Source organism: Bacteroides sp. Marseille-P8574, from assembly GCF_902825465.1.
Classification (GTDB): domain Bacteria; phylum Bacteroidota; class Bacteroidia; order Bacteroidales; family Bacteroidaceae; genus Bacteroides; species Bacteroides uniformis.
Genome location: NZ_CADEBE010000001.1, coordinates 2472077 through 2498639 on the forward strand (window position 1 = coordinate 2472077; position 26563 = coordinate 2498639).

General features: G+C 45.0%; 23 protein-coding genes and 1 tRNA gene. 10 read left to right on the forward strand and 14 right to left on the reverse strand.

The genetic code is table 11. The annotated features are described in order from the left end of the window. Positions 1-99: 99 nt before the first annotated feature. Positions 100-1899, forward strand: coding sequence for a translational GTPase TypA (gene typA, locus HUX74_RS10460; RefSeq protein WP_005830735.1), 1800 nt, complete (start codon positions 100-102; stop codon positions 1897-1899). A 90-nt stretch (positions 1900-1989) separates the two neighbouring features. On the opposite strand, the gene HUX74_RS10465 is transcribed toward typA, so the two are convergent. After that, the gene (locus HUX74_RS10465; RefSeq protein WP_008662557.1) at positions 1990-2637 is read right to left on the reverse strand and encodes a nitroreductase; all 648 of its coding nucleotides are present in this window, start codon (positions 2635-2637) and stop codon (positions 1990-1992) included. A gap of 137 nt (positions 2638-2774) precedes the next feature. Then, positions 2775-4382 carry a phosphoenolpyruvate carboxykinase (ATP) gene (gene pckA, locus HUX74_RS10470; RefSeq protein ID WP_008662559.1) on the reverse strand — a complete coding sequence of 536 codons (1608 nt, stop codon included), beginning with the start codon at positions 4380-4382 and terminating at the stop codon, positions 2775-2777. A gap of 384 nt (positions 4383-4766) precedes the next feature. Here pckA and upp point away from each other — a divergent pair, with 384 nt between their 5' ends. Beyond that, positions 4767-5426 carry a uracil phosphoribosyltransferase gene (upp, locus tag HUX74_RS10475; RefSeq protein ID WP_009037624.1) on the forward strand — a complete coding sequence of 220 codons (660 nt, stop codon included), beginning with the start codon at positions 4767-4769 and terminating at the stop codon, positions 5424-5426. Here the strand turns inward: upp and HUX74_RS10480 are convergent. From HUX74_RS10480 to HUX74_RS10515, 8 genes are all read right to left on the reverse strand, one after another. After that, positions 5369-6457: a histidine kinase gene (locus tag HUX74_RS10480; RefSeq protein WP_174646623.1), complete on the reverse strand. Its 1089-nt coding sequence runs from the start codon at positions 6455-6457 to the stop codon at positions 5369-5371. The two genes, upp and HUX74_RS10480, sit on opposite strands and share 58 nt — an antisense overlap. 12 nt (positions 6458-6469) lie before the next feature. After that, positions 6470-7858 carry an MBOAT family protein gene (locus HUX74_RS10485; protein ID WP_174646624.1) on the reverse strand — a complete coding sequence of 463 codons (1389 nt, stop codon included), beginning with the start codon at positions 7856-7858 and terminating at the stop codon, positions 6470-6472. A gap of 3 nt (positions 7859-7861) precedes the next feature. Continuing rightward, complete coding sequence (locus tag HUX74_RS10490) at positions 7862-8104, reverse strand: acyl carrier protein (RefSeq protein WP_005830717.1); 243 nt, start codon at positions 8102-8104, stop codon at positions 7862-7864. An 8-nt stretch (positions 8105-8112) separates the two neighbouring features. Then, on the reverse strand, positions 8113-9621 hold the full coding sequence (locus HUX74_RS10495; protein ID WP_138346263.1) for an amino acid adenylation domain-containing protein: 1509 nt from the start codon (positions 9619-9621) through the stop codon (positions 8113-8115). A 301-nt stretch (positions 9622-9922) separates the two neighbouring features. Continuing rightward, the gene (locus tag HUX74_RS10500) at positions 9923-11605 is read right to left on the reverse strand and encodes a SusD/RagB family nutrient-binding outer membrane lipoprotein (RefSeq protein WP_174646625.1); all 1683 of its coding nucleotides are present in this window, start codon (positions 11603-11605) and stop codon (positions 9923-9925) included. Positions 11606-11636: 31 nt separating this feature from the next. Next, positions 11637-15017 (reverse strand): SusC/RagA family TonB-linked outer membrane protein, encoded by a 3381-nt coding sequence (locus HUX74_RS10505; RefSeq protein WP_370528672.1) that lies wholly within the window; start codon positions 15015-15017, stop codon positions 11637-11639. A 649-nt stretch (positions 15018-15666) separates the two neighbouring features. After that, on the reverse strand, positions 15667-16671 hold the full coding sequence (locus HUX74_RS10510; RefSeq protein ID WP_131225597.1) for a 2-oxoacid:ferredoxin oxidoreductase subunit beta: 1005 nt from the start codon (positions 16669-16671) through the stop codon (positions 15667-15669). 92 nt (positions 16672-16763) lie between these two features. After that, the gene (locus HUX74_RS10515; RefSeq protein WP_131225596.1) at positions 16764-18611 is read right to left on the reverse strand and encodes a 2-oxoacid:acceptor oxidoreductase subunit alpha; all 1848 of its coding nucleotides are present in this window, start codon (positions 18609-18611) and stop codon (positions 16764-16766) included. A gap of 292 nt (positions 18612-18903) precedes the next feature. On the opposite strand from HUX74_RS10515, the gene HUX74_RS10520 reads away from it, so the two are divergent. After that, positions 18904-18975, forward strand: a tRNA-Arg gene (locus tag HUX74_RS10520). Between the two features lie 106 nt (positions 18976-19081). Next, positions 19082-20404, forward strand: coding sequence for a phage integrase SAM-like domain-containing protein (locus tag HUX74_RS10525; protein WP_008642473.1), 1323 nt, complete (start codon positions 19082-19084; stop codon positions 20402-20404). A gap of 508 nt (positions 20405-20912) precedes the next feature. On the opposite strand, the gene HUX74_RS10530 is transcribed toward HUX74_RS10525, so the two are convergent. Continuing rightward, a complete protein-coding gene (locus HUX74_RS10530; RefSeq protein ID WP_008642475.1) occupies positions 20913-21332 on the reverse strand; it encodes a hypothetical protein in 420 nt (139 codons plus the stop codon). A 362-nt stretch (positions 21333-21694) separates the two neighbouring features. Here HUX74_RS10530 and HUX74_RS10535 point away from each other — a divergent pair, with 362 nt between their 5' ends. Continuing rightward, the gene (locus HUX74_RS10535; RefSeq protein ID WP_005650576.1) at positions 21695-21940 is read left to right on the forward strand and encodes a hypothetical protein; all 246 of its coding nucleotides are present in this window, start codon (positions 21695-21697) and stop codon (positions 21938-21940) included. Positions 21941-22209: 269 nt separating this feature from the next. Here HUX74_RS10535 and HUX74_RS10540 read toward each other — a convergent pair whose 3' ends face one another. Genes HUX74_RS10540 through HUX74_RS10550 form a run of 3 tightly spaced genes read right to left on the reverse strand, consistent with a single transcriptional unit; the run spans position 22210 to position 23141 of the window. Then, entirely contained in the window at positions 22210-22470 is a 261-nt protein-coding gene (locus HUX74_RS10540; protein WP_005655489.1) for a hypothetical protein, read from the reverse strand. Continuing rightward, a complete protein-coding gene (locus HUX74_RS10545; protein ID WP_005650570.1) occupies positions 22467-22667 on the reverse strand; it encodes a hypothetical protein in 201 nt (66 codons plus the stop codon). The genes HUX74_RS10540 and HUX74_RS10545 overlap by 4 nt, the downstream gene beginning before the upstream one ends. A gap of 30 nt (positions 22668-22697) precedes the next feature. Further along, positions 22698-23141 carry a helix-turn-helix transcriptional regulator gene (locus HUX74_RS10550; protein ID WP_008642480.1) on the reverse strand — a complete coding sequence of 148 codons (444 nt, stop codon included), beginning with the start codon at positions 23139-23141 and terminating at the stop codon, positions 22698-22700. Positions 23142-23285: 144 nt separating this feature from the next. Between HUX74_RS10550 and HUX74_RS10555 the strand changes: the two genes are divergently transcribed. The 5 genes from HUX74_RS10555 to HUX74_RS10575 are packed head-to-tail and all read left to right on the forward strand — an operon-like array spanning position 23286 to position 26557. After that, positions 23286-23531, forward strand: a complete 246-nt coding sequence (locus HUX74_RS10555) for a hypothetical protein (protein WP_005655486.1) — start codon at positions 23286-23288, stop codon at positions 23529-23531. Further along, on the forward strand, positions 23528-24079 hold the full coding sequence (locus HUX74_RS10560; protein WP_005655483.1) for a helix-turn-helix transcriptional regulator: 552 nt from the start codon (positions 23528-23530) through the stop codon (positions 24077-24079). The genes HUX74_RS10555 and HUX74_RS10560 overlap by 4 nt, the downstream gene beginning before the upstream one ends. A gap of 14 nt (positions 24080-24093) precedes the next feature. After that, entirely contained in the window at positions 24094-24306 is a 213-nt protein-coding gene (locus tag HUX74_RS10565) for a hypothetical protein (RefSeq protein WP_008642482.1), read from the forward strand. Positions 24307-24309: 3 nt separating this feature from the next. Then, positions 24310-24594 carry a hypothetical protein gene (locus HUX74_RS10570; protein WP_005655479.1) on the forward strand — a complete coding sequence of 95 codons (285 nt, stop codon included), beginning with the start codon at positions 24310-24312 and terminating at the stop codon, positions 24592-24594. Between the two features lies 1 nt (position 24595). Continuing rightward, positions 24596-26557 (forward strand): AAA family ATPase, encoded by a 1962-nt coding sequence (locus HUX74_RS10575; protein WP_008642483.1) that lies wholly within the window; start codon positions 24596-24598, stop codon positions 26555-26557. The last annotated feature ends 6 nt before the right edge of the window (positions 26558-26563 follow it).

The window sequence follows — 26563 nt, forward strand, 5'->3', positions numbered from 1 at the left end:
ACTTTTATATCACAATGATATTCAGCAAAAAAATCATATCTATACTGCATATCTAATCCAAAATCACTAACTTTGTCGCCTGAAAATAATAGGTATTATATGCAAAAGATTAGAAACATTGCAATTATTGCCCATGTGGACCATGGGAAAACGACGCTCGTTGACAAGATGCTTTTGGCCGGAAACCTTTTCCGCAGCAACCAGAGCACAGGTGAATTAATGTTGGATAACAATGACCTGGAGCGTGAACGAGGTATAACGATTCTCTCAAAGAACGTTTCTATCAACTACAAAGACACCAAGATTAACATTATTGATACTCCGGGACACAGTGACTTCGGAGGTGAAGTGGAACGTGTATTGAATATGGCGGATGGATGCATTCTGCTTGTGGATGCTTTCGAAGGTCCTATGCCGCAGACACGGTTTGTATTGCAGAAAGCTCTGCAGATTGGTCTGAAACCTATCGTTGTTGTGAATAAGGTGGATAAGCCAAATTGCCGTCCCGAAGAAGTGTACGAGATGGTGTTCGACTTGATGTTCAGCCTGAATGCAACCGAGGACCAGCTGGATTTCCCCGTTATCTACGGTTCTGCCAAGAATAATTGGATGAGTACCGACTGGCAGCAGCCGACTGATAACATTTATCCGCTTCTGGACTGTATCTTGGAGAATATTCCTGCCCCCGAACAGTTGGAGGGTACACCGCAAATGCTGGTTACTTCGCTGGATTATTCTTCGTATACCGGGCGTATTGCTGTGGGCCGCGTACACCGTGGCATATTGAAAGAAGGCATGAATGTGTCTTTGGCAAAGCGTGACGGGAGTATCGTGAAATCAAAAATCAAGGAATTGCATACATTCGAAGGTATGGGCCGTGTAAAGGTGCAGGAAGTGTCTTCCGGTGACATCTGTGCGTTGGTAGGTATCGAAGGATTCGAAATCGGAGATACGGTCTGCGATTACGAAAATCCGGAAGCGTTGCCGCCTATTGCCATTGATGAACCTACGATGAGTATGCTCTTCACCATTAATGACTCTCCGTTCTTCGGTAAGGAAGGTAAGTTTGTTACTTCCCGCCACATCCACGACCGTTTGATGAAGGAGTTGGATAAGAATCTTGCACTTCGCGTGCGCAAGAGCGAGGAAGACGGCAAGTGGATTGTTTCCGGCCGTGGCGTGCTTCATCTTTCCGTACTGATTGAGACCATGCGTCGTGAAGGGTATGAGTTGCAGGTAGGGCAACCGCAGGTAATCTTCAAGGAGATTGACGGCGTGAAATGCGAACCTATTGAAGAGCTTACCATCAATGTTCCCGAAGAATATGCCAGCAAGATGATTGATATGGTGACCCGTCGTAAAGGTGAAATGGTGAAGATGGAAAGTGCCGGCGAACGTGTAAATCTTGAGTTCGACATGCCGTCGCGCGGTATCATCGGTCTGCGTACCAATGTGTTGACCGCTTCTGCCGGCGAGGCTATCATGGCACACCGTTTTAAGGAATATCAACCGTATAAGGGTGAGATTGAACGGCGTACCAACGGTTCTATGATTGCCATGGAGTCCGGTACGGCTTTTGCCTATGCCATTGACAAGTTGCAGGACCGCGGCAAATTCTTCATTTTCCCGCAGGAAGAGGTTTATGCAGGCCAGGTAGTGGGCGAGCATTCCCATGACAACGACTTGGTGATTAATGTAACGAAGTCCAAGAAGCTTACCAATATGCGTGCCAGTGGTTCGGATGATAAGGCACGTCTGATTCCTCCCGTACAGTTCTCTCTTGAGGAGGCACTGGAGTACATCAAGGAAGACGAATACGTGGAAGTTACTCCTAAATCAATGCGTATGCGTAAGGTTATCCTCGATGAGCTTGAGCGTAAACGAGCAAACAAGAACTGATAAACAGAAGAGTTTTAGTTGTTATATATGAAAGGAGTGCCCCGCCGAAAGGTGAGGCACTCCTTTTTATTGTCGTCATTCAAACGAAAGTCAATCGATGAATTTTACCTTTGCCGCATTACGAGGTTTGGCAGCGGGCGTTTCGTCCGGATAGCCGAAAGCGATACAGTAAAGTAGCTGATAGCCTTCCGGAATATCCAGTTTCTTCAGGTATTCGGCAGCAGCCGGAGTAGAGGTCATGAAGCGCGTGGGACCGCCCAAGCAGCAAGAACCGATTCCCATGGACCAGGCTGATAGAATCATATTCTCACCCAGCAGTCCGCAGTCAATCTGCGAAAGGTCATAAGACGGGTCATTGGCAATAAATACTACTGTAGAAGCGTTGCGAAACATGTTCTTGAATTTCGGGTCTTCGGCGGCTTTGGGATTTTCCTTCTTGTAGATTTCCGTGATGCCGTTGATGAAATCCGGGTTATCCACTACACGCACTTCCCACGATTGCTTGTTCTGTCCGTTGGGTGCATTGATACCACAATCCAGGATAATCTGCATGGTGTCGCGATTCACGGCTTGCGGTTTGTACTGGCGGATACTGCGGCGTGACATGATGGTTTCAATCACCGCATTCTCTTTGCTTTCATTTGCATTGGCAACTTGGGTCTCTTTCTGGACCTGGGCACCGCAACTGCAGAGCAGTAACAAACTTGCGCCTGCCAACATCAATCTGATACTTTTCATATTGCTTTATTTGAATAATGGTTTCTGCAAAACTACTAAAACTTTCGGATTATCAATGAGATAGAGATATTAAAAAAGAAAAAAGGCATCTCCCGGAGGAGATACCTTTTCCATATGTTTCTAACTTTATTGTCAGATTAGAGCTTCGGACCAGCAGCAACCAAAGCCTTACCAGCTTCGTTGCCAGTGAACTTAGCGAAGTTCTTGATGAAGCGACCAGCCAGGTCTTTTGCTTTTTCTTCCCATTGGCAAGCGCATTCGTAAGTATCGCGAGGATCAAGAATCTTCGGATCTACATTAGGCAATTCAGTAGGAACCACGAAGTCGAAGAAAGGAATAACCTTCGTCGGAGCCTTGTCGATAGAACCGTCGAGGATAGCGTCGATGATACCACGAGTATCTTTGATAGAGATACGTTTGCCGCTACCGTTCCAACCAGTGTTAACCAAGTATGCCTTAGCACCAACCTTGTTCATCTTCTTAACCAATTCTTCTGCATATTTAGTAGGATGCAAGCTCAAGAAAGCAGCACCGAAGCAAGCAGAGAATGTCGGAGTCGGTTCAGTGATGCCACGTTCTGTACCAGCCAACTTAGCAGTAAAGCCAGACAAGAAGTAGTACTGAGCTTGTTCAGGGTTCAGGATAGATACCGGAGGTAATACACCGAATGCGTCGGCAGACAAGAAAATTACCTGGTGAGCGTGAGGACCCTTGGAAACCGGCTTAACGATGTTATTGATGTGGTAGATAGGATAAGAAACACGAGTGTTTTCAGTTACGCTCTTGTCAGCGAAGTCAATCTTACCGTCAGCAGCTACTGTAACATTCTCCAACAGAGCGTCACGCTTGATGGCAGCGTAGATATCGGGTTCGCTTTCTTTATCCAGGTTGATAACCTTAGCATAGCAACCACCTTCGTAGTTGAATACACCTTCGTCATCCCATCCGTGTTCATCGTCACCGATCAACAGACGTTTCGGGTCAGTTGACAAGGTAGTCTTACCAGTACCGGACAGACCGAAGAAGATAGCAGAGTCAGTACCTTCCATGTTAGTGTTGGCAGAGCAGTGCATAGAAGCGATACCACGCAACGGGTTCTTGTAGTTCATGATAGAGAACATACCCTTCTTCATTTCACCGCCGTACCAAGTGTTCAAGATAACCTGTTCGTTGGTCTTCAAGTTGAATACAGTAGCTGTTTCAGAGTTCAGACCCAGTTCCTTGTAGTTGTCAACTTTTGCCTTAGAAGCGTTGAATGATACGAAATCGGGTTCTCCGTAGTTAGCCAGTTCTTCAGCAGTCGGGCGGATGAACATGTTAGTTACGAAGTGAGCCTGCCATGCCACTTCCATGATGAAACGTACTTTCATACGAGTAGCGGGGTTGGCACCACAGAAGGTATCAACAACAAACAGACGCTTGCCGCTCAGCTGCTTAACAGCTTTAGCTTTCAAGTCAGCCCAAGCTTCTTCAGAGCAAGGTTTGTTGTCGTTTTTGTATTCTTCAGAAGTCCACCATACAGAATCCTTGCTGGCTTCATTCATTACGAAGAATTTATCTTTAGGAGAACGACCGGTATAGATACCTGTCATTACATTTACAGCACCCAGTTCAGTTACCTGACCTTTTTCAAAACCTTCCAAACCTGGTTTGGTTTCTTCTGCGAACAGTACATCGTAAGACGGGTTGTGGATAATTTCCTTCACGTCTTGGATACCGTACTTGCTTAAATCTAAATTTGCCATTTCTTTTAATGATTTAAAATGTTGGTATTTGGTTTATAATCTCTTTCCTTAATCTCTTTTTACCTTTGATTTACAAGGGAAAACGGGTGTAGAAAAGCTCTTTTTTTCCTGCTTTTCAGCAGGTCCCTTGTTTTTCGCCTACAAAAGTAATACTTTCTTTTTAAAGAAAAGCTCTATTAGAGAAATTTTTCTCTAATAGGAAATCTTTTATAAAACCATAACAATATCTGCTAACTGAATGTTGCAAATTGAGTGAAATTCGTTTACTTTGCAGCAGATTTTAATGTGCTAATGTGCTGATATGCCAATGTGCTAATTGCCATGCGGCATTACGTACACCACATTTGCACATTAGCATATTTGCACATTAGCACATTTATAGTTATGAAGGTTATCAACTTTGCCGAGACAAATTCTGTCTTGAACCAATACGTGGCGGAAATTCGTGATGTAGCAGTCCAGGGCGACCGTATGCGTTTCCGCCGTAATATTGAACGCATTGGAGAGATAATGGCGTATGAAATGAGTAAGGAACTGACGTATTCTGTCAAGCAGGTACAGACTCCCTTGGGAGTGGCGTCGGTCAGCACACCCGATGACGAGGTGGTGATTGCCACTGTTTTCCGTGCTGGGCTGCCCTTGCATACTGGGTTTTTGAATATGTTCGACCATGCCGGGAATGCTTTTGTTTCCGCTTACCGTTATTATAAGGATAAGGAATGCCGCACGGTGGATGTACACATCGAATACATCGCTACTCCGGATTTGTCCAAGAAGACATTATTGATTGTAGACCCGATGCTTGCCACGGGAGAAAGTATGGAATTGGCCTGGAAGGCCTTCATTACCAAGGGGATGCCAGCCAAGTTGCAGATAGCTTGTGTCATAGCCAGCCAGCAGGGCGTAGAGCATCTGGAAAAGCTGTTCCCTGGAGATGAAGTGACCTTGTGGTGTGCAGCAATCGACCCGGAGATGAACGAGCATTCCTATATCGTTCCCGGGCTGGGAGATGCCGGAGATTTGGCGTTCGGTGACAAGATATAAGGTTCATATATCTTTTCCATCAGCCTTTTTCCAAGTGCGGGCCTATAATGACCCGGTTCATAATAATTGTGGATGTCTTCCGTGTATTCGTTGATACCGGTGAAATCAAATACATTCCGTTTTCCGAAGAAGCGCTTCAGTGTCTTTACGTCGGCAGGGTTTATGTTGACTTGCAGGTAGTCGGGACTGATAATGATTTTTACATCGGTATCATGTTTCCGGCAAATCCACTTTATTTCCTGCAACAAGCTGACTTGTTTTTCCCTGAGCACTTGGGGGGCTTCCCGGTATTTCCCGTCTCTATAATTCTTCATTTTCTCTTTGGTGAATTCTCCTTTCCGGTTTTCCCAGTACTTATCTCCCTCTTCCTTTATCATTTCCTCCCTGGGATTCAGCACATCATTGGTTACCGGGTTTCGGGTGGAGCCATAGGGATTTATCACCCCTTTCATGTAAGGGCGATAGGTGTGGAACAGCTTGTAGTCCAGATAGGGGAGGAGAAAGTTCGGGTAGAAGAAGGCTTGGCAGAATTCCTTCTGGAACTTGAAGTTGCTTATTCCCGATATGACGGGCGGCAGAATGTTGGAATGTCCGGTCAGGCAGCGGTCGTTGTGCAATGATTCCTTGTCGATAATCAGCAGCAGGTTCTTGATTGTTGCACCTGCCTTGTCCAGTGCCTTCAGCTTTAGGCAGACGGCGGCAAGGCTTTCGGCATTTCCGAATAACCGTACGGCTCTTCCACCGTGGAGGTATTTTTCCCATTCATGGCATTGATAAGCCATAGTGCAGGAGTTTCCCATGATATAGGAGTCGATGGGGATAGTATCCCGGTTGTTCAGATACATCTGCCACCCCACGTGCCCTTCGTTTAGTACAACCGGGGTTTGGTCGTATCGTTCATAGTTCTTCAGGACCATGAAAGGGTCGTCCAGGAAATAGACTGCCAGTAGGGCTATAAAAGGGATAAAAAGGATAAATAGCTTTTTCATGAAACGTATGGCTGCGTTCCGTTCGCTGTTTTTCTTCATCATGTGTCTTTATTGTCAAAATTGTAAATATATGAAGCTGTCCGAGTTGAACTGTCCCAGTGTGAAGAGTATTATGGCGAGCAGATAATAGATACTCCATCTTACAGCTGCCGGCTGTCGTCCGAAGGCTTCCAGCAAATCATGCTTGGACATGAAATATTCGTAAACCAATATCAGTACGAGTGCGCTTCCTGCCACAATGCTGTTGTGGTCCGGCATTCCGATGTTCATTTCCTTCCAGCTGTAATGCACATCGAAGGAGAGGTGGCTGATGTAGTGGAACGCTTCGGCCATGGAGCCCGCCCGGAAGAATATCAGAGAGACGGCAAAAAGCAGGTAGGTCCTTACGACGGATAGTGTGGCATATAAGCGGCTCCCCAATTGGGCTTTCAGTCTGCGGTGAAATGTCGTGGTCTTCATCTCGTAGAAGATGATGACACCTTGAATTAGTCCGTAGACAGCAAAGTTCCATCCGGCACCATGCCAGATACCCAGTCCCGTGAAGGTCAGCGCCAGACTTAGAAATACGCCCCATTGTCCCCATCCACGCAGGCTCGAGGACAACGGGAGGTACAGATAGTCGCGTACCCAGAATGAAAGCGACATGTGCCATCGGCGCCAGAAGTCGGCAGTGGTCTGCGCAATGAACGGCCGGTTGAAGTTTGGGCTGAGCTTGAATCCCAGCATGCGCGCTCCTCCCAATGCGATGTCGGTATATCCGGAGAAGTCGGCATACAGCTCTATCGGATATAGGAGGCATGCCATCAGCAATTGCACGCCTGAGGCTGTGTATACCGACCCGAAGACACCGTCTATGTATGGGGCGATGGAGTCGGCCAGTATCAGTTTCTTTATCAGTCCCACGACAATCAGTCTCATTCCGTAGACCATGGATGCATAGTCCGTAGCTTTGCAGGACTTCAGTTGGGGGAGCATGTCACCTGCCCTTTCTATGGGACCGGAAAGGAACTTCATGAAGAAGAGCATGTATATCATGAAGTCGGGCAGGCTCTTTTCCGGTTCTTCTTCTTGCCAATAGATTTCTGTCAGGTACGAAATGGCCTGGAAAGTATAGAAAGAGATTCCCAGCGGAAAAAGGATGTGGCAGTCTGTAAGCCGGTCGGCATACCGGAATGCCAACCAGCTCACGACCAGAAAACACACACCTGAAAAATAAATTCCCTTCATGCTGCTTTCCCGCTTGGTCTGTCCTATCCATTTGCCAAGGTAGAAGGTGGTAAGCGTGAGGATGAGGGCCGTTATCAGAAAAGTGAGGTGGTAGAAGCCTATGAAGAGGCAGCTGGCTGTCAGTAAGGTCGCTTTTCTGAATCGTGAAGGAAGCGTATGGTATAGAATGAAAGTACACGCAAACAGTACGACGAAGTTCAGGGATATGAATGACATTTCCTAGTTGGTTTTGGTTAAAATGGCATGGCAGATGTCTCCCACGTTTTTGAGTTTTACAATATCTCTGAAGGTGAAGCGTACATTGAATTTCTTCTCTATCTTGTTTATCAGTTGCATGTTGGTCAGTGAATCCCATCCTTCCACATCCTGGGCGGTGGTCTCATTGTCAAGTACAATGTTCTCTCTTTTCAGTACCTCCCGAAAGATGAGGCTCATTTCATTCAAAATAGTCTGTGTATCCATTGTCAAGTTTAAATTAGTTCTTGTATTTTCTTTCTGTCTGTTTTGCTACTGGTGTTCAGCGGAAACTGTTCCAGGCAATGCATATGCTTGGGAATCATGTAGTAGGGAAGCCTGCTATACAGATATTCCTCCATCTGCTGTTTGTCGAGCTGTTTCTTCTCTACGACGAGATGTAGTTCGCACTGATTGCCGTTGTCGTATTTGGGAATGACGACTACACGGCATTCACCGTTGAAAAAGTTTTTTGCCACATGTTCAATCTCGCTCAGCTCGATGCGAAATCCTTGTATCTTTATCTGTGAGTCTTTTCGTCCGCAATAGATGATGTCACCGTCGGCATCCATCCGGCAGAGGTCTCCCGTCTTGTAGTATACTTTTCCATTGGCGGTCTCTACGAGGCATTCCCCGTTTTTTTCGGGAGCATTCCAGTATCCACCCATCACTTGATTGCCGCTAATCCATAGTTCGCCGGTTTCTCCGGTAGGCAGCGGGCGACCGTCGTTATCCATAATTAGGGCATCGATGCCTTCGAAAGGCCTTCCGATAGCGGTCATGCCGTTGTGATGCTTGCAGGAGGTGACGGGTATCCGGTAGGCAGTGCAGTAGATGGTTCCCTCTGTCGGTCCGTATAGGTTTATGAAAGAGGCATTGGGGACACATTTTCTGAAAGCATCCAACAGCTCCGCGTCAGAAGCCTCGGCAGTAACCACTAGATATCTAAGTGCGGGGAGGTGTATCTCCGGAAAATAGGGACGTAGCAGCTGGAGCAGTGAAGGGGCCACGGCAGCGAAGGTCAGGTCGTATTTTTCCAGAGTTTCAATTACGTTGATGTATTTCACGCCTTCCGGAGAAACGGTGTATATGCAAGCACCCAGCGTCAGCGGATATAGAAAGGATACGATGGAAACGTCGAAAGTGAGTTCGAACATCTGCAGCATCCGGTCGTTTTCGTCCAGTTGCCAGTCGAGGCGGTGGTAGGCGGTATAGAAAGCATTTAGGTTACGGCGGGAGATGGGTACTCCTTTGGGTTCGCCCGTGCTTCCAGAGGTAAAGATGATGTAGGCATTTTCCTCTTCTGCCGTATGGAGGATGTCTTCTGCGGCATGGAACGTGGCGGAGTTCTCTGCCTGCTCTATTTCGGAGGTACATATCAGTTCCAGATTCCGGGTGTCGAGGTTCAAGATATGGATATTCTCGGTATGCAGCACGAGGCGAATGCCTGCCGAGTCGGCAATTCTGTCGTTCCTATGTTTGGGGTAGGAAGGATGGAGGATGACGTATGTCTTTCCGCAAATCAGTGCAGATAGTATGGATGCGTATGTTTCCAGTCTGTTTTCTGCGACGATGCCGATAATTTTGTCTTCTCTGTCCTTGAATAGGGAGGATATTTTCTGTACGCAAGTTGCCAGCTCTCCATAAGTGCAGGCCGTGTCTTCGATGACGAATGCTGGTCGGTCGGCATATTTGCCGAAGGCTTTCATGATGTCGCCAATCAAGTCATTTGGATATTTTTTCATTTAGTCCGTTATGTTATAGTTCAGTTTTTGCGGAAGCGATGTTTGTCCGTCGTTTATTAAAGACAGTGGTTTCCCGCAATCTCCCTACCGGGAAATCCTTAAGATTTCTAAAAAAGGAGGGATACTGTTCGGAATAAAAGAAACAGAGGGGGCAAATACATACTCACCACAGGATAGCACGGATTAACACTGCTAAAAACTCTTTATTATCAGAACTCCTAAGGCAATCTGTGTTAATCTGTGTTATTCTGTGGTGAGTATGATATACTCTTCGGGCAAAATGGGTTTGCAAACAAAGTCCTTATTTTGCCCAGAACAGTTTGTGGTAGTAAGTGTCTTCGGCCAACACCTCTTTATAGTAGGGATTGTAGTTGACTTCCGTATTCGGGTATCTCCAGCGGTTCGGCACATTTGTGATGGTACCGGCTACTTCGGGGAAGACCAGGCCGGACGGATAGCCGGTACGTCGGATGTCACTCCATGCCTCGCGACTGGCCAGGAAACCGAAATGCAGCCACTTTTGGGTAATGATAGCATCCAGCTTGTCTGCATATTCCGTGCTGTTCCATTTGGCAGCAGCGAAAGAGGCTGTTTCTTCGGCAGTGGGGGCATTATACCGGCGTGCGTTTTCACCCGTACTTACCGAGTCGTAATAGTAGTAAAGCGTGATGGACTGGCTGACAGCCTTTTTGAACTCTTCTTCCGCTTTTGCTTCATTCTTTGCCACTCCATACCCCATTTCATAGGCTTCCGCTTTCAGGAAATGGATTTCGGGTGAGGCCATTATCAGCATGTCGAATTTGTCGTTTTCCCAAAAGAAACCTTTCTGCGTGATTTGTGAGAAACCGGTGTTGCTGGTATTGACTTCGTCTTGTGCCTGCGAGTTGTAATATTCCGTCAGCTCATCTGCCACGGTAAGGTCTGTGCCCAGATAACGGTGTTCGTCCAATTGACCGGTGTTCTGGTTGGTAATCTTCACGGGATTGAAGTTGAGTAGGATGCGCGGGTCGTCTTCTCCTTTCACATAAACGCCGCTCAGTGGGTCATTGCAGGTCATATCGTAGTTGCCATGGCCCAGCATGCGGTCGATGATGGCGCCCGAAGCGAGTCGGTTGGTTACCCAGTCACCCAGTCCGTGGCCTGCAGTGAAGTTCAGTTGCCCAGACTTCTGGTTGACAATGAGGATGTTGTTTTCTTGTTCCTCTATCAACGGATAGGCCGACGGATTTTCCAGGATTTCCTTGATGGCGGTACGGCCTTCCGTCTGCAAGTCTCCTTGCGCGGCTACGCGCATGGCAAGGCGCAGTCGCAAGGAGTTTGCATAACGTTCCCATTTGTCCATGTCCCCGTTGTTGATAAAGTCTTGTGTATTGAAGTTCCTCGGTGTGGGGATGGAGCGGAATCGCGGAGCAATTTCTTTGAGCTCGTCAAGAATGGTTTTATATATATTCTCGGCCTTGTCATAGTGAGCATACGATTTACCTACATCGTTGGTAAGCGGTAGTGTGCAAGCTTCCGAAAAAGGCATATCCCCGAAAATGTCCACTGTGGCGGCGAAAAAATCGTACAGCTGTACTTTGGCGGCAAGATAGAATGCCTCATCCTGTGCTTGCTCTGCCGCGCTTTCTTCTTTGTAGAGAGATTCCAGCTTGCGGAACTGGGCCAGTGCCGAATACACATTGTCCCACTGTCCGTCAATGGCGGGTATATAGCCGGGGGTATACATATCTGTAGTGTTGGAGTAGCCGAAGGTTTGTGCATACTTGCCTGTAAACTGTGAATCGAATCCGAAGAACCGGTTGTATTCGTAAACATCATAGTCCTTTACTTTTTGGAAGACTCCTACCATCAGATTACTGATGGTGACTTGGGTTACTTTGGAGGGGTCTTCGTATTTGCTGTCGAAGTCATAATCCGTACAGCCTAATGTTGTCAGGAGGAATGCTCCCAATGAAACAAGAGATAATATCTTTGTCTTTTTCATACTCTTTTTTGTTTTTTGGATGGTTGTTTTGTCAGAAACTTGCACGAAGTGAAACACCGAAACTGCGGGTAGCTGTGGTAGAACTTCCCACGGTAGCCTGGTTGGCCCAGGATGTTCCGACGGACGACTCCGCATCGTAGTTTTTCAGTGCTTTGTAGAAATAGAAAAGGTTACGTCCGAAGACCGACACACTCAGCCGGCCCAGTCCCAGTTTGGAAATCATCTTTTCGGGAAACTGGTAGCCGATGGTCAATTCACGCAGTTTGACATAAGAATTGTCGAATACCGAATGGCGGTATGTCAGCTGTTCGGCCTCCGTTCCCCAATTATAGGTGGTGTTGTAGTAATAGCCTGCCGGAATGATACGTGTGTTTCTTTCGCCAGTGGAGGCCACTACACCCGGAAGGATGATGCCGTCGTGGTAGATTATCTCTCCGTTGGGGCCGGCACTCGTGGAAGGGTCTACTTGTACCGGAATTCCGCTGGAATTGTTGTCGCCCGGATAGTAATAGGATAGTCCGCCGTGTTCCGTATCACGGTACTTCAGGGATTCGGGTGTCAGACCCACTGCGGTGGCATATTGGTTCATTTCGTTGATGACATCTCCTCCGATGCGGAAGTCGATACTGAAATCGAGGAATACATTCTTGTAGGAGAAAGAGTTGAATAGACCTCCTACGCCTGCCGGATTGATGTTGCCGACTTTCTGCAATTCGGTTTGGTTGAGGTAAAGACCTTTATCGGAAACGAGGTACTCACCGTTTTCGTTCACCTGGGGAACCTGTGCATAGATGTCACCCATTGGCTGGCCTTCCACAGCTTGTATTTTTATTCCGCTGCCTCCGGAGTTGAGTATTTCCAGATAGGGCACTCCATCGGCCAGTTTCACTACTTTGTTCTTATATACACCATAGTTGGCTGTCAGGTCCCAGCGGAAATCTCTGGTCAGTATGGGAGTGGCACTGATTGATATATCCCAGCCGTGGTTGGCTACCTCGCCCACATTCATCAACACATTCTTTACGCCTGATGTGGAAGGTTGCGGCGTGGAGAGTATCTGGTCCTTTACACGGTTGTTGTAGTAGGATATATCTATACCCAACCGGTTGTTTAAAAACTTGCTTTCCAGACCTATCTCGTATTCGTACTTCTTTTCCGGACGGATATCTGCATTCCCCCATGAAGAGGGAATGGTGTTCCAGGTGAATCCGTTGTCTGAACCTTGCTCGTAGACGATATTGGCGGTATAGGTTTCAGGAGCATTTCCTACGATACCGTATGAGAGGCGCAGTTTTCCATAGTTCCACCATGACGGCATGTGGAAGGCTTGGGTGAAGAGGAAACTCAGATTAGCGGAAGGATAGAAAAAGCTCTGGTCTTTTAGGGTAGACGAGCGTTCCTGGCGTCCGGTCAGTTCAAGGAATAGATAGTTGTCCCATCCCAGGCTCAGTGTACCCATATAGCCGGTTTTCAGTAGTTCCATACGTTGCAGGGTACTGCTTGGCGTGTAGCGGCTGGCATTGAGGTCGAACCAGTTTTCCGTGACAAGCCCGCCATTGGTGGAGACCCTCATATTGTTCATATTTTCGTAGCGTCCGGTCCAGCCTACGGTGGCGGCAATGTCGAAGCGGTTGATATTATAGTTGAAGTTCAACATAACATCTCCATAGACAATGTCGTAACGGCGGTTGATGGACTGGAAGCTACCGTTGGGGTCGTATAGGGAATTGGGTTGTTCGCTTTCATATTTCAGTGTTTGCTTCACATCTGTGATATCAGTTGAAACCTGGGCGCGCAGACTCAGCCAGTTGGTTATCTGCCAGGTGGGGCGAATCATACCGATGAGCCGATTCTCTGTCTCGTCGCTATGGTGATGGTACATATTCCACAGCATGTTGTTCACTCCGGTGGCGTAACTGGGGTCGTAGGCCCATGATTCCTCAGGAGTCAGCGTGGCGTTTCCTCCGACAAAGGTATTACGGTATCCCAGACTGGTGACGTAGCTTTGTTTCAGATAGGGAATGTCCAGGAAGGTGGAGAACATGTTGCCGAAACCGCTGTATAGGTTGAGCGAGGTTTGCGGACGGTCTTCTACATTCTGTACGATGTAGTTAAGGGAGTATTCCAGTTTCAGCGGTTTCGCCAGTTGATACGAACCGGTCAGCTTGAAGTTGTGTTTGGTGAAGCTTCCGGTCAAGGCATTGGGAATCTCGTCCATGAATGTGTAGGAGAAGCGGTTGCTGGTGGTTTCCGTCCCTTGTGAGATGGCGAGATTGTAAGTCTGGGTCCAGCCGGTGCGAAACAACTCTTTCCACGGGTTGTCGGTCAGTGCCTGGTAGGGGCGCATCTTCCCGTCCCAGTAAAGTACCTCGCTACCGTCGTATTTCGGGCCGAAGGACAAGGTGGTGGAACGGAGGCTTTTGTAGCTTTGTCCGTTTAGGGTTCTCTGATAGAAGCCTCCCGTCTGTTTCTCATAATCGCTGTATGCGGTGTTGTAGGTTCCCGGCCCGTATACGGTCTGTACTTTTGGCAGATAAGCCGGTAAGTTTGCCATGACTTGGGCATTGAAGTCCACCGTCAGCTTGCCACTTTTGGCGCGTTTGCTGGTGATGACTACCGCACCGTTTGCAGCCTCCGAGCCGTAGAGAGCTGTGGCGGAAGCTCCTTTCAGAATACTGAGGCTCTCGATGTCCTCTGGGTTGATGTCTACCAGACCATTGGAACGGATTTGTCCGTCGTTGCCAAATTCAGCGAAGTCCGTGCTTTTGCCCGTGCCGCCGTTGCGGATGGGTACCCCGTCCAGAATGATGAGTGGCTGGTTATTTCCAGTGATAGAGGTCAGGCCGCGTACGTTGATGGAGACAGCTCCGGCAGAACCGCCCTGTGTTTGTGTAATGCGGACTCCCGGTGCTTTACCGTACATGGCAGAGGCAAAATTGGGTGCTCCTGCCTTTACCAATTCGTCTGCACTGATGGTACTGATGGCATAACCGACACGTTTCGTATCTTTTTTGATACCCATTGCCGTTACTACGACTTCTTTCAGTTGCTGGGTATCTTCGCTGAGTGTAATCTTCAGGTCGCCTTGCTTTTTTCGTTTTGCCAGGTTTATCTCCCGGGTGGCATAGCCCATGTAAGCGATAGAGAGTGTTGCATCTGCAGGAACGGTCAGTGTGAAGTTGCCGTCCACATCGGTAATGACGCCGTTGTTGGTACCTTTCTGTATGACGCTGGCACCGATAAGCGGTTCTCCTGTTACATCTCTCACAATGCCTTTAATGGTTCGGTTTTCTTGTGCGAAGGCTGTTCCGGTGAAAAGAAATGCTAATAACCAACTTGCAATAATCAAACTTTTTTGGAAGTGCGACACTGAATGTGGAATGTCACACCGTTTTCTCATCCTGATTTTCATACTACTGAAAAATAATTGATTTATCTTATTATAAATATTACGTCCTTTCGGCGGATATTTTAGCAAGAGATATGCCAAACGAAAGGCAAGCTATCCTTTCAAGGATGAATAATGTTGATAATCAATCGTTTATTTTTAATTGGGAAAAGGGAAGTTCGGGTGTTTGTGGTGTGGAGATGTGGAAAAAATCCACAGTAGGTATTCCACAATTTCCCTCTCTTCCCTTGAAGTCTTGTTGTCGGCCCTTATTGGTAGCCTTGTTCGTCGGAGGTATGTTCTATCGCTGTAATAAAATCTGGTGCAGTTGCAGTGGTTGCATTTTCTTTTCAGGGTGGGAGTGCTTTTGACCTTTATCTGGGAAGGATTACTCGAACGAAGGAACCATCAGCCTGCGGTTTGTGAGAGAAAGGATAGGTAGGTACTCTTACTTTTGGGAAATTAATATCATGTTTGCACCTTATTTGTTTCGTGCAAACATAATATTAATAAGAAATGATACAAGCTATTAATATTGCAACTCAAAAGTGTGGAAGCAAAATGCGCTTCCATACTTTTGAGTTGCTTCCACAGCATCTGAAATGCCGTTGGATAAGAAATTTCGGCAGATGAGTGGAAGTGTGGAAGCAACTTATGCAAAAATCTTAGTGGTTTATTTTACTTCCCACGTATCGTTCGTCATCAATAACTCCTCGAAGTTGTGATACTTCTTCTTGGCAGACACCTCTTCGATTTGTTCATGAACGGCATCGTCGTAAGTAGGAGCTTCCACATCGCGGATAACACCGAGTGCAATCGGGAAGTCGGGACCTTCCATTAGGGCAAGCTTTAGTTGCAGGGTGTTGTCCATGCAGTGGGCATCGTGGATGAGGATATCCTTCTCTGTAATGCCGTTCTCACCGAGTTTCACGACTTTCAGACCAAAGCCTTCCTGCATCAGGCCGTATTCGTTGTTCTCGCCGAAGAACATCGGTTCGCCATGTTTCAGGTAGATGGCATTCTTGGAGCGGTCTTCCTTTTTGGCTACGGAGTCATGCGTACCGTTATTGAAGATAACGCAGTTTTGCAGAATCTCGCAAACGGAAGCCCCTTTGTGAGCCATGGCTGCCTTCAATATTTCCACTGTCCCCGGAGCATCGGTAGCTACCGCGCGGGCAAAGAAACGGCCACGGGCACCGAAACAAAGCTCTGCCGGGTGGAATGGATCTTCTACCGTACCGTAGGGAGACGACTTGCTGACGAAACCACGCGGAGAGGTCGGGGAATATTGACCTTTGGTCAGACCGTAGATGCGGTTGTTCAGCAGAATCATGTTTAGGTCGATATTACGGCGTACGGCGTGGATGAAGTGATTACCGCCGATGGCCAGACCGTCACCGTCGCCGGAGATTTGCCATACCGTCAGGTTGGGATTGGCAACCTTGGCACCTGTAGAGATGGCAGCAGCACGTCCGTGGATGGTCTGCATCGCATACGTATTCATATAATAGGGCAGACGGCTGGAGCAGCCGATACCTGAGATGACGGCATTCTCCCAAGGAGCTTTGCCGATTTCTGCCATTGCTTTGTGCAGTGAGGCCAGAAAGAAGTGGTCACCACAACCCGGACACCAACGAGGTTGTCCTTTTTTATAGTCTTTTGCTGTATATTCGCACATAATCTTTTTAAATTGATAGTTGATAATTGATAATTGGTGGTTGGTCATTGATAATCCGCATATTACGCATGGTTATTATCAATAGTTAACAGTCAATTGTCAATTAATTTATTGAACGCTGCCACCAGCTCGGCAACGACGAACGGCTGTCCTTTGACTTCGTTGAACTGGTACGGGGTGAAGTTGTCTATCTTCATACGTAGATAACCGGCAAATTGTCCGAGGTTTTGTTCGGCAACTACCACCTTCTTGTACTTCTTCAGAACAGCCTCCGTGTTCTTGGGGAGTGGGTTTAGATAAGTGAAGTGGGCGAGGGCAACCTTCTTGCCTGCCTTCTTCATCTCTTCCATGGCCGAATACAAGTGGCCGTATGTACCGCCGAAACCGACAATCAGCAAATCGGCATCGTCTGCACAGCCTTGCACTTCTACATCAGGTACGGGGATTTTGGCCACCTTCTCGGCACGTAGGTGGCACATCAAGTTATGGTTTTCGGGATCGGTGGAGATGGCACCGGTATTGCTGTCTTTCTCCAGACCTCCGAGGATGTGCATATAGCCTTCTTGTCCAGGGATGGCCCAGTAGCGGACACCCGTTTCAGGATTGCGTTTGTACGGAGTATAGTTGTCCTTCATTTCGGGAGTCACATAGGGAGGAGTGATGGCGGGATAGTCTGCCAGTTTGGGCAGCTTCCAGGCGCCGGAACCATTGGCAACAAAGCCGTCGGTCAGCAATACGACCGGAGTCATGTGTTCCAATGCAATCTTGCTTGCCATGTAGGCTGCATCGAAACAGTTTGTGGGTGAAGAGGCAGCGATGACGGGCATTGGGCTTTCACCGTTGCGGCCGAACAGTGCTTGTAACAAGTCTGTCTGCTCTGACTTGGTGGGCAGACCGGTAGAAGGGCCGCCACGTTGCACGTCGAGCACAACCAGCGGAAGTTCTGTAATGACTGCCAGGTTCATGGCTTCCGATTTCAGACAGACACCGGGACCTGAAGTGGAGGTCACAGCCAGCGCGCCTGCAAAAGCGGCGCCGATAGAAGTGGCGCAACCGGAAATTTCGTCTTCACACTGCACGGTCATCACGCCCAGAGACTTGTGCTTAGAGAGTTCGTGCAGTACATCGGTTGCCGGAGTAATGGGATAGGAGCCGAGGAACAGCTTCAGGCCAGCCTTTTCAGCTGCGGCGATGAAGCCGTAAGCAGTAGCTTTGTTACCCGTGATATCCATGTATCTGCCGGGAACGGTGGTTTTACTTTCAATCTTATATGTGTGGGCTACGGAAGCATGGGTGTTGTGTCCGTAATCATATCCTGCATGTATAACCTTGATGTTTGCCTCGGCAATTTCGGGCTTTTTGGCGAATTTCTCGCGGATGAAATCTTCGGCTATCTTTAGGTCGCGGTTGAACAGCCAACATACCAGACCTACTGCAAACATGTTGCGGCATTTCAGCATGGATTTGTTGTCCATTCCGGTGTCGGCAAGGCAGTCTTTCACCATCTTTGAGATGGGGGCGGCGATGACATCCTGCTTAATACCCATTTCCTCTATCGGATTATCGGTCTTGAAAGCCGCCTTTTCCAGGTCTGATTTCTGAAAAGCGTCTGTATCGATAATGATACAAGCAGTGGATTTAGCAAACTTATATTGGGTTTTCAGTGCGGCGGCGTTCATCGCTACCAATACGTCGCATTTGTCACCCGGGGTATAGACTTTCTCAGCACCGATATGTACTTGGAAACCGGAAACACCGGTAAGTGAACCTTGCGGGGCGCGGATATCTGCCGGATAGTCGGGGAATGTACTGATATCATTGCCCACGGTAGCCGAAACTGTTGAAAAGATGTTGCCGGCGAGCTGCATACCATCGCCGGAGTCTCCGGAGAAGCGGACTACCACTTGCTCCAGTTCTTTGACCATCATGTCGTTTGCCATAACTTACGAATTACTATAGATTAATTTTTGGGGGTTACTGTATTCTATCACTGACCGACAAATTTCGTAAAGTTAATCGGATTAACAAAACTTTTTTCGGAAAATCGACAGAATACATTATCTTTGCATTCGCAATCTACTGCAATATGCAGAATCTATGCAAAAGGTCTTGTAGTTCAACGGATAGAATAGAAGTTTCCTAAACGTATGTTCTTCCAAACAATGCAAAGGTAGTAAAATTTAGATTTATAGTAAATAAGAAAAGGAAGTTATAACGATAATTATTACATAAGGCTCTGTAGTTCAACGGATAGAACAAGAATTTCCTAAATTTTAGATAGGGGTTCGATTCCCCTCGGAGCTACTTTTCAAGTCCATTCCATTACGGGGTGGACTTCTTTTTTACAGCATTTACAGCAAAAAATAGGTATATTTGCGGATAAAAGTTCTACTATAGTTCTACAAAGATTATGGCTACATTCAAAGCAGAGGTGTACGCTCACCAAAAAAGGGCTGACGGCACATATAATATAAAGATAAGGGTTATACACCAAAAGAGGAAAAAGTACATCCCGACCACTTACTACGTGACAAAGGATGATTTGACACGCACGACTTTCAAATTGAAAAACCAAAAGTACATAGATGCCACCGATGATATGATAAAGAAATACCGTTCCATTTGTGACCGCATGGGGGAACGGCTTAAATCCATGACCGTTGAGCAGGTGGTAGATGCAATCACTAACGACAATGGGGAACACTTCGATTTGGATATAGTGGCTTATGCCCGTCAATACATATTGCACTTAAAGGAAACCGGGCATACAGGCAATGCGCTTTCTTACCAAGTAGCTATTAACAACCTTGTACGCTTTGTTGGCAGGGATAGCGTGAGCATAAAAGAAATCACGGTTAAGTTTGTCAATGATTGGATAAAGTGGATAAAAGAGAATCCGGCACGTTCCAAACCCGAAGCCAATCACGGAGAAAGGGCACAGAGCCTATATATATCCCAGCTAAGAGCCATACACAACCGAGCAAAGAAAGAGTTTAACGATGAGGATGCCGGGCTGATACGCATTCCCTATTCTCCTTTTAAGAGGGTGGAAATTCCCAAAGTTCCAGTTACAAGAAAAAGGGCTATTTCTACGGATTTACTTCGTAAATTTTCGGAGCTGCCTTATTCTTTGATTATGCAACCGGGGACAAACAGGTACAATCTCGCAAAGGATGTCTTTCTTTTGAGTTTCTGCTTAATCGGAATGAATGCGGTAGATTTGTACACTTGTACGGATTTGAAGAAAGGACGAATTACATACCAACGGACAAAAACAAAGAATCGGAGAGCCGACAAAGCGGAAATATCTGTGAGGATAGAGCCTGAACTAAAAGCCCTTATGAAAAAATATAAAGACCATACCGGGCAAAGGGTCTTTAATTTCTACAAGCTGTATTCAAGCGTGGATAGCTTTACGGCTGCAATTAACAAGGGTTTGAAAAAGATTGGTGATGATTTGGGAATAGATGATTTGGAGTTTTACGCAGCACGCCATACATGGGCAACCATTGCAAGCAATGAAGCCGGAGTAGATAAATACACCGTTCACACAGCTCTTAACCACGTGGACGAAAATATGAGAGTGACGGATATTTATATTGCGAAATCGTGGGACAGCATAGATGCTGCCAACCGTAAGGTATTGGATTATGTCAAGCTATCTTTGGATGATGTAACAGAAAAGAAGTATATACCCAAAAATAAGCGTGTTTTGCCTAAGCAAAATTTGTAAGCTGTTATAGTTCAGTGATTTACAAGCCTATTTTTGCTTAGGCAAAATTTTAATAGGTGTTTATCTATCCTCTAAATCTGTATTATCTCTGATAATCAGATAGTTGCAGATTTTGCCTAAGCAAATTGCCTAAGCAAAATGATTTTGCCTAAGCAAAAATTGTAATATTCTGATAATCAAATAAATAGTTATTTTTAAGCCTAAAAATAGCGTTTTGCCTAAGCAAAATTTGCAAATGATTGAAATACAGTGTGTTATAAGCGTTATTTTGCCTAAGCAAAAATATAGCCTTTTTTCGTTTGCCTAAGCAAAATTTGTAAGCTGTTATAGTTCAGTGATTTACAAGCCTATTTTTGCTTAGGCAAAATTTTATGCAAGTTATAAGGGATAATATATACTAATATATAATATTATATAGTTAATTAAGAGTAAATATATGAAATAGGGGTGTGGGGGAAGAACAAAAAAAGGCACTTATGGAAGTGCCGTAATTTTACTTTGGTAGATTCTATTTTGTTTCTACGCTAATTATGTCCGATATATCTTTGTTGAAATGATAAGTGCAATTAGTAATTGCATATCCCCCATAGGAGTTTTTGGCTCTATATCTATGGGAAATCTCCCAAGCTAAAGTATCGTATGGATTTATACCCTTGTTTTCAAACATAGCTTTGATTTGTTCTAATTTTGAGTTAATGCTATCTGTTGGGAACTCTCCATCCGTTGCTCTTTTAACGGTTTCCACTAATGCTTTAGACATAGGTGTGACTATTCCTATTTTCCCCATATCCATACACTCATAACTATCAGGGTCTTTTAAATTATTCTCCAAATACCTATTTATTAGTTTCTCAGCTTTACGTTGCGGAGTGTCGCTATTACATCCTGTTATCAAAGCTATCAGGCAAAGCATTAGCAAAGTTTTCATAAGTGTGTATTTAACGGTTGTACTTAGCAAGCTACTGTAATACACACGAAAGCGTGGGATTACTCCGAGGATTAAGAGGTACGACCAAGCACCTAACAGCCCATACAAGAGTAATGCCCACGCAAAGCGCAGGCATTAGCAAATTGTCTGAGGGCTGTTTCTGAAATTTGGTCGTTTTCTTAATCCCTACAACAATAGCCAATGCTATTTAGTGATATTTTAATTCAGCAGCAAATATAGTGTATTATTTGTTATAAAAATAGTCTTGCAGTGTTATATTTATAATGACGTATCAAAAATATATAGGTTTTTGTTTCCAAATAAGCGGGGATTTTGTACCTTTGTAGAAAATAGTAGTTTATATGGGTAATTGGAGCGTACAACAAGAAGCTAAGAAAGAGGTCAAGGAGAAAGAAAGAACAAGTAGGGAAACGCTTGGAAAATTCTTCTACGACTTGGCTAAACTTGTATTTACGGCTATGGCTTTAGTTGGGGGCGTTTCGCTGATAATTGATGAGCCTCAGATAAAACAAGGGGTGTTGCTCGCAACAGGAATGCTACTGACATATATATTTGCTTCTATAGGTTATAACATTTTAAAAAGATAGAAATATGGATTTTATGATTATGTTTTTCTCTATATGCTCAGTAATAGGCATTGGAATCTTAATTTGGTTTAAAACCAAAAGCGGTAAAAGATGGTTAGCTAATTTATGATATGGAAATGTTAGGAGCTATCTTTACCGTTGGAATAGTCGTGACGGGTGCATTTATGATTTGGCTAAGAACAAAATCAGGCAAGAAATGGCTCGCTAATTTATGATATAGAATGTTTGTAAGAAATAGCCCTATGCAGACTAATAATGTTTGCATGGGGCTATTTTTGTTCTTCAAACATTCTTCCAAATCCAGTAAGCAGCCATTTGGCACTTACTCCATACTCCTTAACCATAGGATACAACCAAGATAATTGAAACCATCCACGCTCCAAGTCTTTTCTTTGCGCAATAAAATTTCTTCTATCTATGTTGTTGAGCCTACAGTATGTATTTACTCCTCTTATTTTCTTCATGGCTATAATGGCATCCAGCGCACTATAGAACCTTTCCATTATTTGCTTGCTTATAACGGTATTCATTGCGATATATGGCTCTTCAAGTTCTCTATATCGGATTTTAGCAACTCCAATTCACCTGTAGGCTCATTGGTTATTATAGCCGTAGTAATAGCGTTGGATATTTCCCTTTGCGCATCTAATACCCTATCGGGGTTTACCCGGTTAATTAAAAGAACTTCTTTGTAGAGGTTTATAACCATTCTGTAATACTTTTCCATATCAATACTTTCTTTGCTTTAAACCAAACACTATACGGCATTGGCACATCCGGCAGGATTCTCCATTTGGGCACTTCCCTTTTTAAGTTCCTCTATTTCGTTTTGCAATCTGCCTATCAATCTATTCAACCGTTCTATTTCCTTATCTTTTTCTACTAACATTCCATAAGGTGCAATCAGCTTGTCATTCATCATCTTTACGACTTGTCTTGAAAAAGCGTCAGCACCAGCAAACATGAAATCTTCGGGAGTGACTTCTTTTAATATCGTATTTTGCTTTGGTGATATATCCGAATAATACTTTGAAATATCACCGAATTTAGACTGCAATATATCCAATTTCTCTTTTGAAATAGGTTTTATTCCGTTTTCTATATTTGAAATATAGTTTTGTTTACACATTAATATCTCTGCCAACTCCTTTTGAGTAAGTTTTCTATCAAGCCTAAACCTCTTTAAATCAAATCGTTGCATATAAATAGAATATTTTTAATAGAAAATATATCCAAAAAGTTTTGTTATATTCGGATATATAGCCTATATTTGTTGCGTAATTAAATAAATGACATTACAAATATAGCCAAAAAGCGTGTTTGTAGAACATATAAATTAGAGAAAATGAAAAAAGTAACCCAAAAAGACTATCAGTCTTTTATTCAGATTTACAAAGGATTGCCTGAAAGGAGTGCTGTAAAAGCTCCAAAAACTGAGTTTGTGGAGGAAATAGCGGCTCTGTGTATGTGTAGTACCAAGACGGTACGAATGTGGATTCATGGCGTACAAAAGCCGGATGCCCTCAAACAAAAGATGATTAGTGATAAACTGGGCGTTCCAGCCGATATTTTATTTCCTGTTACAGAATGAAAGCTATAGAGTTCTACACAACCCCGGAGGGTGAAGTTACTATGCGCCCTATCGGAGAAGCCGAAAGGCAGTTGAAAGAAACTGATACCGACTTTATCCAAGCTTTCTTGGCTATACTGAGGGAGTTTTATCCCGAAGCATACGATGCGCTTATGGATATATACTCTAAAAATTCAAACAACAAGAGGTATCGGGATTTCATAGCGGTGCGTAGATTCATTAAATGCAACTTCGGTCTGTATGACAACATGATTGATGTAGATGAGAATTGGAACTTTAATTTTGAGTTTGTAGGTTGTCCATTACGTGGAGAATGCAAACATGATAAAGTTATTTGCGCTCCTAAATTCAACTCTAAGTTGTCCGATAGGCAAATAGAAGTTATGCGAATGCTCTATGATGGGAAAAACGATTCAGAAATAGCCGAAAAGCTGTTTATCTCTTTAAATACCGTGAACAACCATAGAAAAAACAGTTTCCGAAAGGTGGGAGTACATTCAATGGCTGAATTTATGCGGTATGCTATGACTAACAATCTTTTCAAATAACAAATGCAACACCGATGAAAGGAGAAACTTTAGCAAACCTTATCCAATGTGGCGTTACGCTACTTCTTGGCATTATTGCCCTTGCTGGGGCATTGTTCTGTAATGCCTCATTTCACTTCTTTACCGCTATGGCTTGTTTTTGGCTGGCATGGGTTTTCTATACCGACAATGAGTATGGGATAGTAAGTGTTAGAGAATATTTTAAGAACCGCTACAAAAAGGACTGACTTATGGCAATTCAGATGGAACTATACGAGTTAAAGAATCTCTGTATGGAAATGGCTTCTTTGGGTGCTGCCAACTATGTAAAACAGACTATCCCGGCAAAAGACCTCATTTCACAACGTGAAGCATACAGATTGTTTCAAGAGTGCCGGGTGAAACGCTGGCAAAAAGACGGCAGAGTTTCTACTATCCGTGGCGGTAGCTCTATACATTCCAAAGTATTGTATTCACGTGCCGAACTTATGGCAGTGGATAAATCAGAGAAAATCAACTCTATAATTAATAAGTGATATGCGAACAATCAAATTAAAATCATTATCCCTTGTGAATTTTAAGGGAATCAGAAGCCTAAATATCGGTTTCTCCGATGCGGAAACGCTGGTTGCTGGAGAAAATGGTACGGGCAAAACAACTGTGTTCGATTCATTCCTTTGGCTTCTTTTTGGAAAAGACAGTACGGGACGGTCGGATAGTAATTTCAACATTAAAACGTTGGATTCGGACGGCAAGCCTATTTTGCACCTTGAACACTCCGTTACTGGTGTACTATCAGTGGATGGCAAGACGGTAACACTGCAACGCTGCTATGTGGAAAACTGGGTCAAGCCACGTGGAACTACGGAAGAAAGCCTAAAGAATCATGCAACAGAGTTCTATTTGAACGGTGTTAAGTTGGCTACCAAAAAGGAGTATGATAGTGAAGTAGCTGCCATCATCCCGGAAGATGTTTTCCGAATGATAACCAACCCTTTCTACTTTACATCAATGAAGCCGGAAGCGCAAAAAGAAATCCTTTTGGATATGGTAGGAACGCTTACCGACCAAGACGTAGCGCAGACCAAGCCCGAATATTTGGAGTTGCTGGCTCAGTTGTCCGGCAGGAGCATCGCCCAATACGCCAAAGAGGTAGCCGCCAAGAAAAAGGCTTGCAAAGATGAATTGTCAGTTATTCCCTCTCAGATAGAAACGGCTCGTAAACTTATGCCGGAGGAAGAGGATTGGGTAGCCATTGATAGTGAGATTGAGGATAAAAATGCCCGTATTCAGCAGATAGAGGAACAAATTGCCGACAAATCAAAGCTGAATGAGCAGGAATATCAACGTAAGGCTTTTATCCAAAAGCAAATAGGTGAAAAACGCCTACAACTCAATAGTAGAATGAATGAAATCGCTACAGAAGCTAACAAAGGGCGCAATGAGGCATCTTTGAAGCTGAACGAATTGGAATATTCGTTGCGTACTGAAAAAGCCTCTTTAGACAGAAAAAGGCAATCGGTTGCGGATATGGATATTGAGATAGAAAAGCTTAATACCAAATTGTCCGCATTGCGTGGTGAATTTTCATTTATCAGCAAGGAGGAACTTACCTATAATGAGGGTGAATTTATTTGCCCCACTTGCAAACGTCCTTTGGAAATTGAGGATATAGAAGCCAAGCAGCGTGAAATGCAAGCCAACTTTAACGCTAATAAGGCGGCACGTCTGAAAGCGAATAAAGAGGCTGGCATGGCTAAAAAGCAACGGCTTGAAGAAATGCAAGGGCTTAAAGACCGTACCAATGCCGAAATCGAGGAGCTGGAACAAAAGATAGAGCGTATCAATGCCGATATTCAACAAGCAAAGGCTTCTATCCCCGAGGCGCAAAACGTGGAAGCAATGATAGCATCCGACCGAACTTGCATTGACATCAAGAACGAGATTGTCGAACTTGAAAATCAGCTCAAAGTGGATGCAAAGATTGTGGACGTGTCGGAACTGCAATCGGAGAAAAGAACTTTGAATGAAGCCGTGCAAGGCTTATACAAGCGTTTGGCAAACCGTGAACAAATCGGCAGGGCTGAAAAGGAAATCGCTTCTTTGGAAGAAAAGCGCATTGCCAACAATCAAAAGTTGGCAGACCTTGAAAAATGGGAGTTTACGGCACTCCAATTCCAAAAGGATAAGGATGCGGAGCTGTTGAAACGCATTAACGGAATGTTCAGATATGTATCATTCTCCTTTGTGAACGAACAACTGAACGGAGGCGAAAAACTGACGTGTGTATGCACCGTGAACGGTACACCTTTCCTTGACGTGAACAATGCCGGACAAATCAATGCCGGAATAGATATAATCAATGCCATTTGCACGGCAAAGGGGGTATCTGCACCGATTTTCGTTGATAATGCGGAAAGCGTGAATCAAATAATCCCATCACTCAGTCAGATTATCCGGCTGGTGGTAACTACGGACAAAGAACTAACCATTAAATAATTGCGA

What these genes read in the sequence shown, in the direction of transcription:
- pckA (WP_008662559.1), bottom strand. Translation starts at nt 4,382, where the DNA reads ATGGCAAATTTAGATTTAAGCAAGTACGGTATCCAAGACGTGAAGGAA.
- HUX74_RS10500 (WP_174646625.1), bottom strand. Translation starts at nt 11,605, where the DNA reads ATGAAAAAGACAAAGATATTATCTCTTGTTTCATTGGGAGCATTCCTC.
- HUX74_RS10540 (WP_005655489.1), bottom strand. Translation starts at nt 22,470, where the DNA reads ATGAATACCGTTATAAGCAAGCAAATAATGGAAAGGTTCTATAGTGCG.
- HUX74_RS10545 (WP_005650570.1), bottom strand. Translation starts at nt 22,667, where the DNA reads ATGGAAAAGTATTACAGAATGGTTATAAACCTCTACAAAGAAGTTCTT.
- HUX74_RS10535 (WP_005650576.1), top strand. Translation starts at nt 21,695, where the DNA reads ATGGGTAATTGGAGCGTACAACAAGAAGCTAAGAAAGAGGTCAAGGAG.
- HUX74_RS10515 (WP_131225596.1), bottom strand. Translation starts at nt 18,611, where the DNA reads ATGGCAAACGACATGATGGTCAAAGAACTGGAGCAAGTGGTAGTCCGC.
- HUX74_RS10570 (WP_005655479.1), top strand. Translation starts at nt 24,310, where the DNA reads ATGGCAATTCAGATGGAACTATACGAGTTAAAGAATCTCTGTATGGAA.
- HUX74_RS10495 (WP_138346263.1), bottom strand. Translation starts at nt 9,621, where the DNA reads ATGAAAAAATATCCAAATGACTTGATTGGCGACATCATGAAAGCCTTC.
- HUX74_RS10560 (WP_005655483.1), top strand. Translation starts at nt 23,528, where the DNA reads ATGAAAGCTATAGAGTTCTACACAACCCCGGAGGGTGAAGTTACTATG.
- HUX74_RS10530 (WP_008642475.1), bottom strand. Translation starts at nt 21,332, where the DNA reads ATGAAAACTTTGCTAATGCTTTGCCTGATAGCTTTGATAACAGGATGT.
- HUX74_RS10490 (WP_005830717.1), bottom strand. Translation starts at nt 8,104, where the DNA reads ATGGATACACAGACTATTTTGAATGAAATGAGCCTCATCTTTCGGGAG.
- HUX74_RS10555 (WP_005655486.1), top strand. Translation starts at nt 23,286, where the DNA reads ATGAAAAAAGTAACCCAAAAAGACTATCAGTCTTTTATTCAGATTTAC.
- HUX74_RS10480 (WP_174646623.1), bottom strand. Translation starts at nt 6,457, where the DNA reads ATGATGAAGAAAAACAGCGAACGGAACGCAGCCATACGTTTCATGAAA.
- HUX74_RS10550 (WP_008642480.1), bottom strand. Translation starts at nt 23,141, where the DNA reads ATGCAACGATTTGATTTAAAGAGGTTTAGGCTTGATAGAAAACTTACT.
- HUX74_RS10505 (WP_370528672.1), bottom strand. Translation starts at nt 15,017, where the DNA reads ATGAAAATCAGGATGAGAAAACGGTGTGACATTCCACATTCAGTGTCG.
- HUX74_RS10565 (WP_008642482.1), top strand. Translation starts at nt 24,094, where the DNA reads ATGAAAGGAGAAACTTTAGCAAACCTTATCCAATGTGGCGTTACGCTA.
- upp (WP_009037624.1), top strand. Translation starts at nt 4,767, where the DNA reads ATGAAGGTTATCAACTTTGCCGAGACAAATTCTGTCTTGAACCAATAC.
- HUX74_RS10485 (WP_174646624.1), bottom strand. Translation starts at nt 7,858, where the DNA reads ATGTCATTCATATCCCTGAACTTCGTCGTACTGTTTGCGTGTACTTTC.
- HUX74_RS10510 (WP_131225597.1), bottom strand. Translation starts at nt 16,671, where the DNA reads ATGTGCGAATATACAGCAAAAGACTATAAAAAAGGACAACCTCGTTGG.
- typA (WP_005830735.1), top strand. Translation starts at nt 100, where the DNA reads ATGCAAAAGATTAGAAACATTGCAATTATTGCCCATGTGGACCATGGG.
- HUX74_RS10525 (WP_008642473.1), top strand. Translation starts at nt 19,082, where the DNA reads ATGGCTACATTCAAAGCAGAGGTGTACGCTCACCAAAAAAGGGCTGAC.
- HUX74_RS10465 (WP_008662557.1), bottom strand. Translation starts at nt 2,637, where the DNA reads ATGAAAAGTATCAGATTGATGTTGGCAGGCGCAAGTTTGTTACTGCTC.
- HUX74_RS10575 (WP_008642483.1), top strand. Translation starts at nt 24,596, where the DNA reads ATGCGAACAATCAAATTAAAATCATTATCCCTTGTGAATTTTAAGGGA.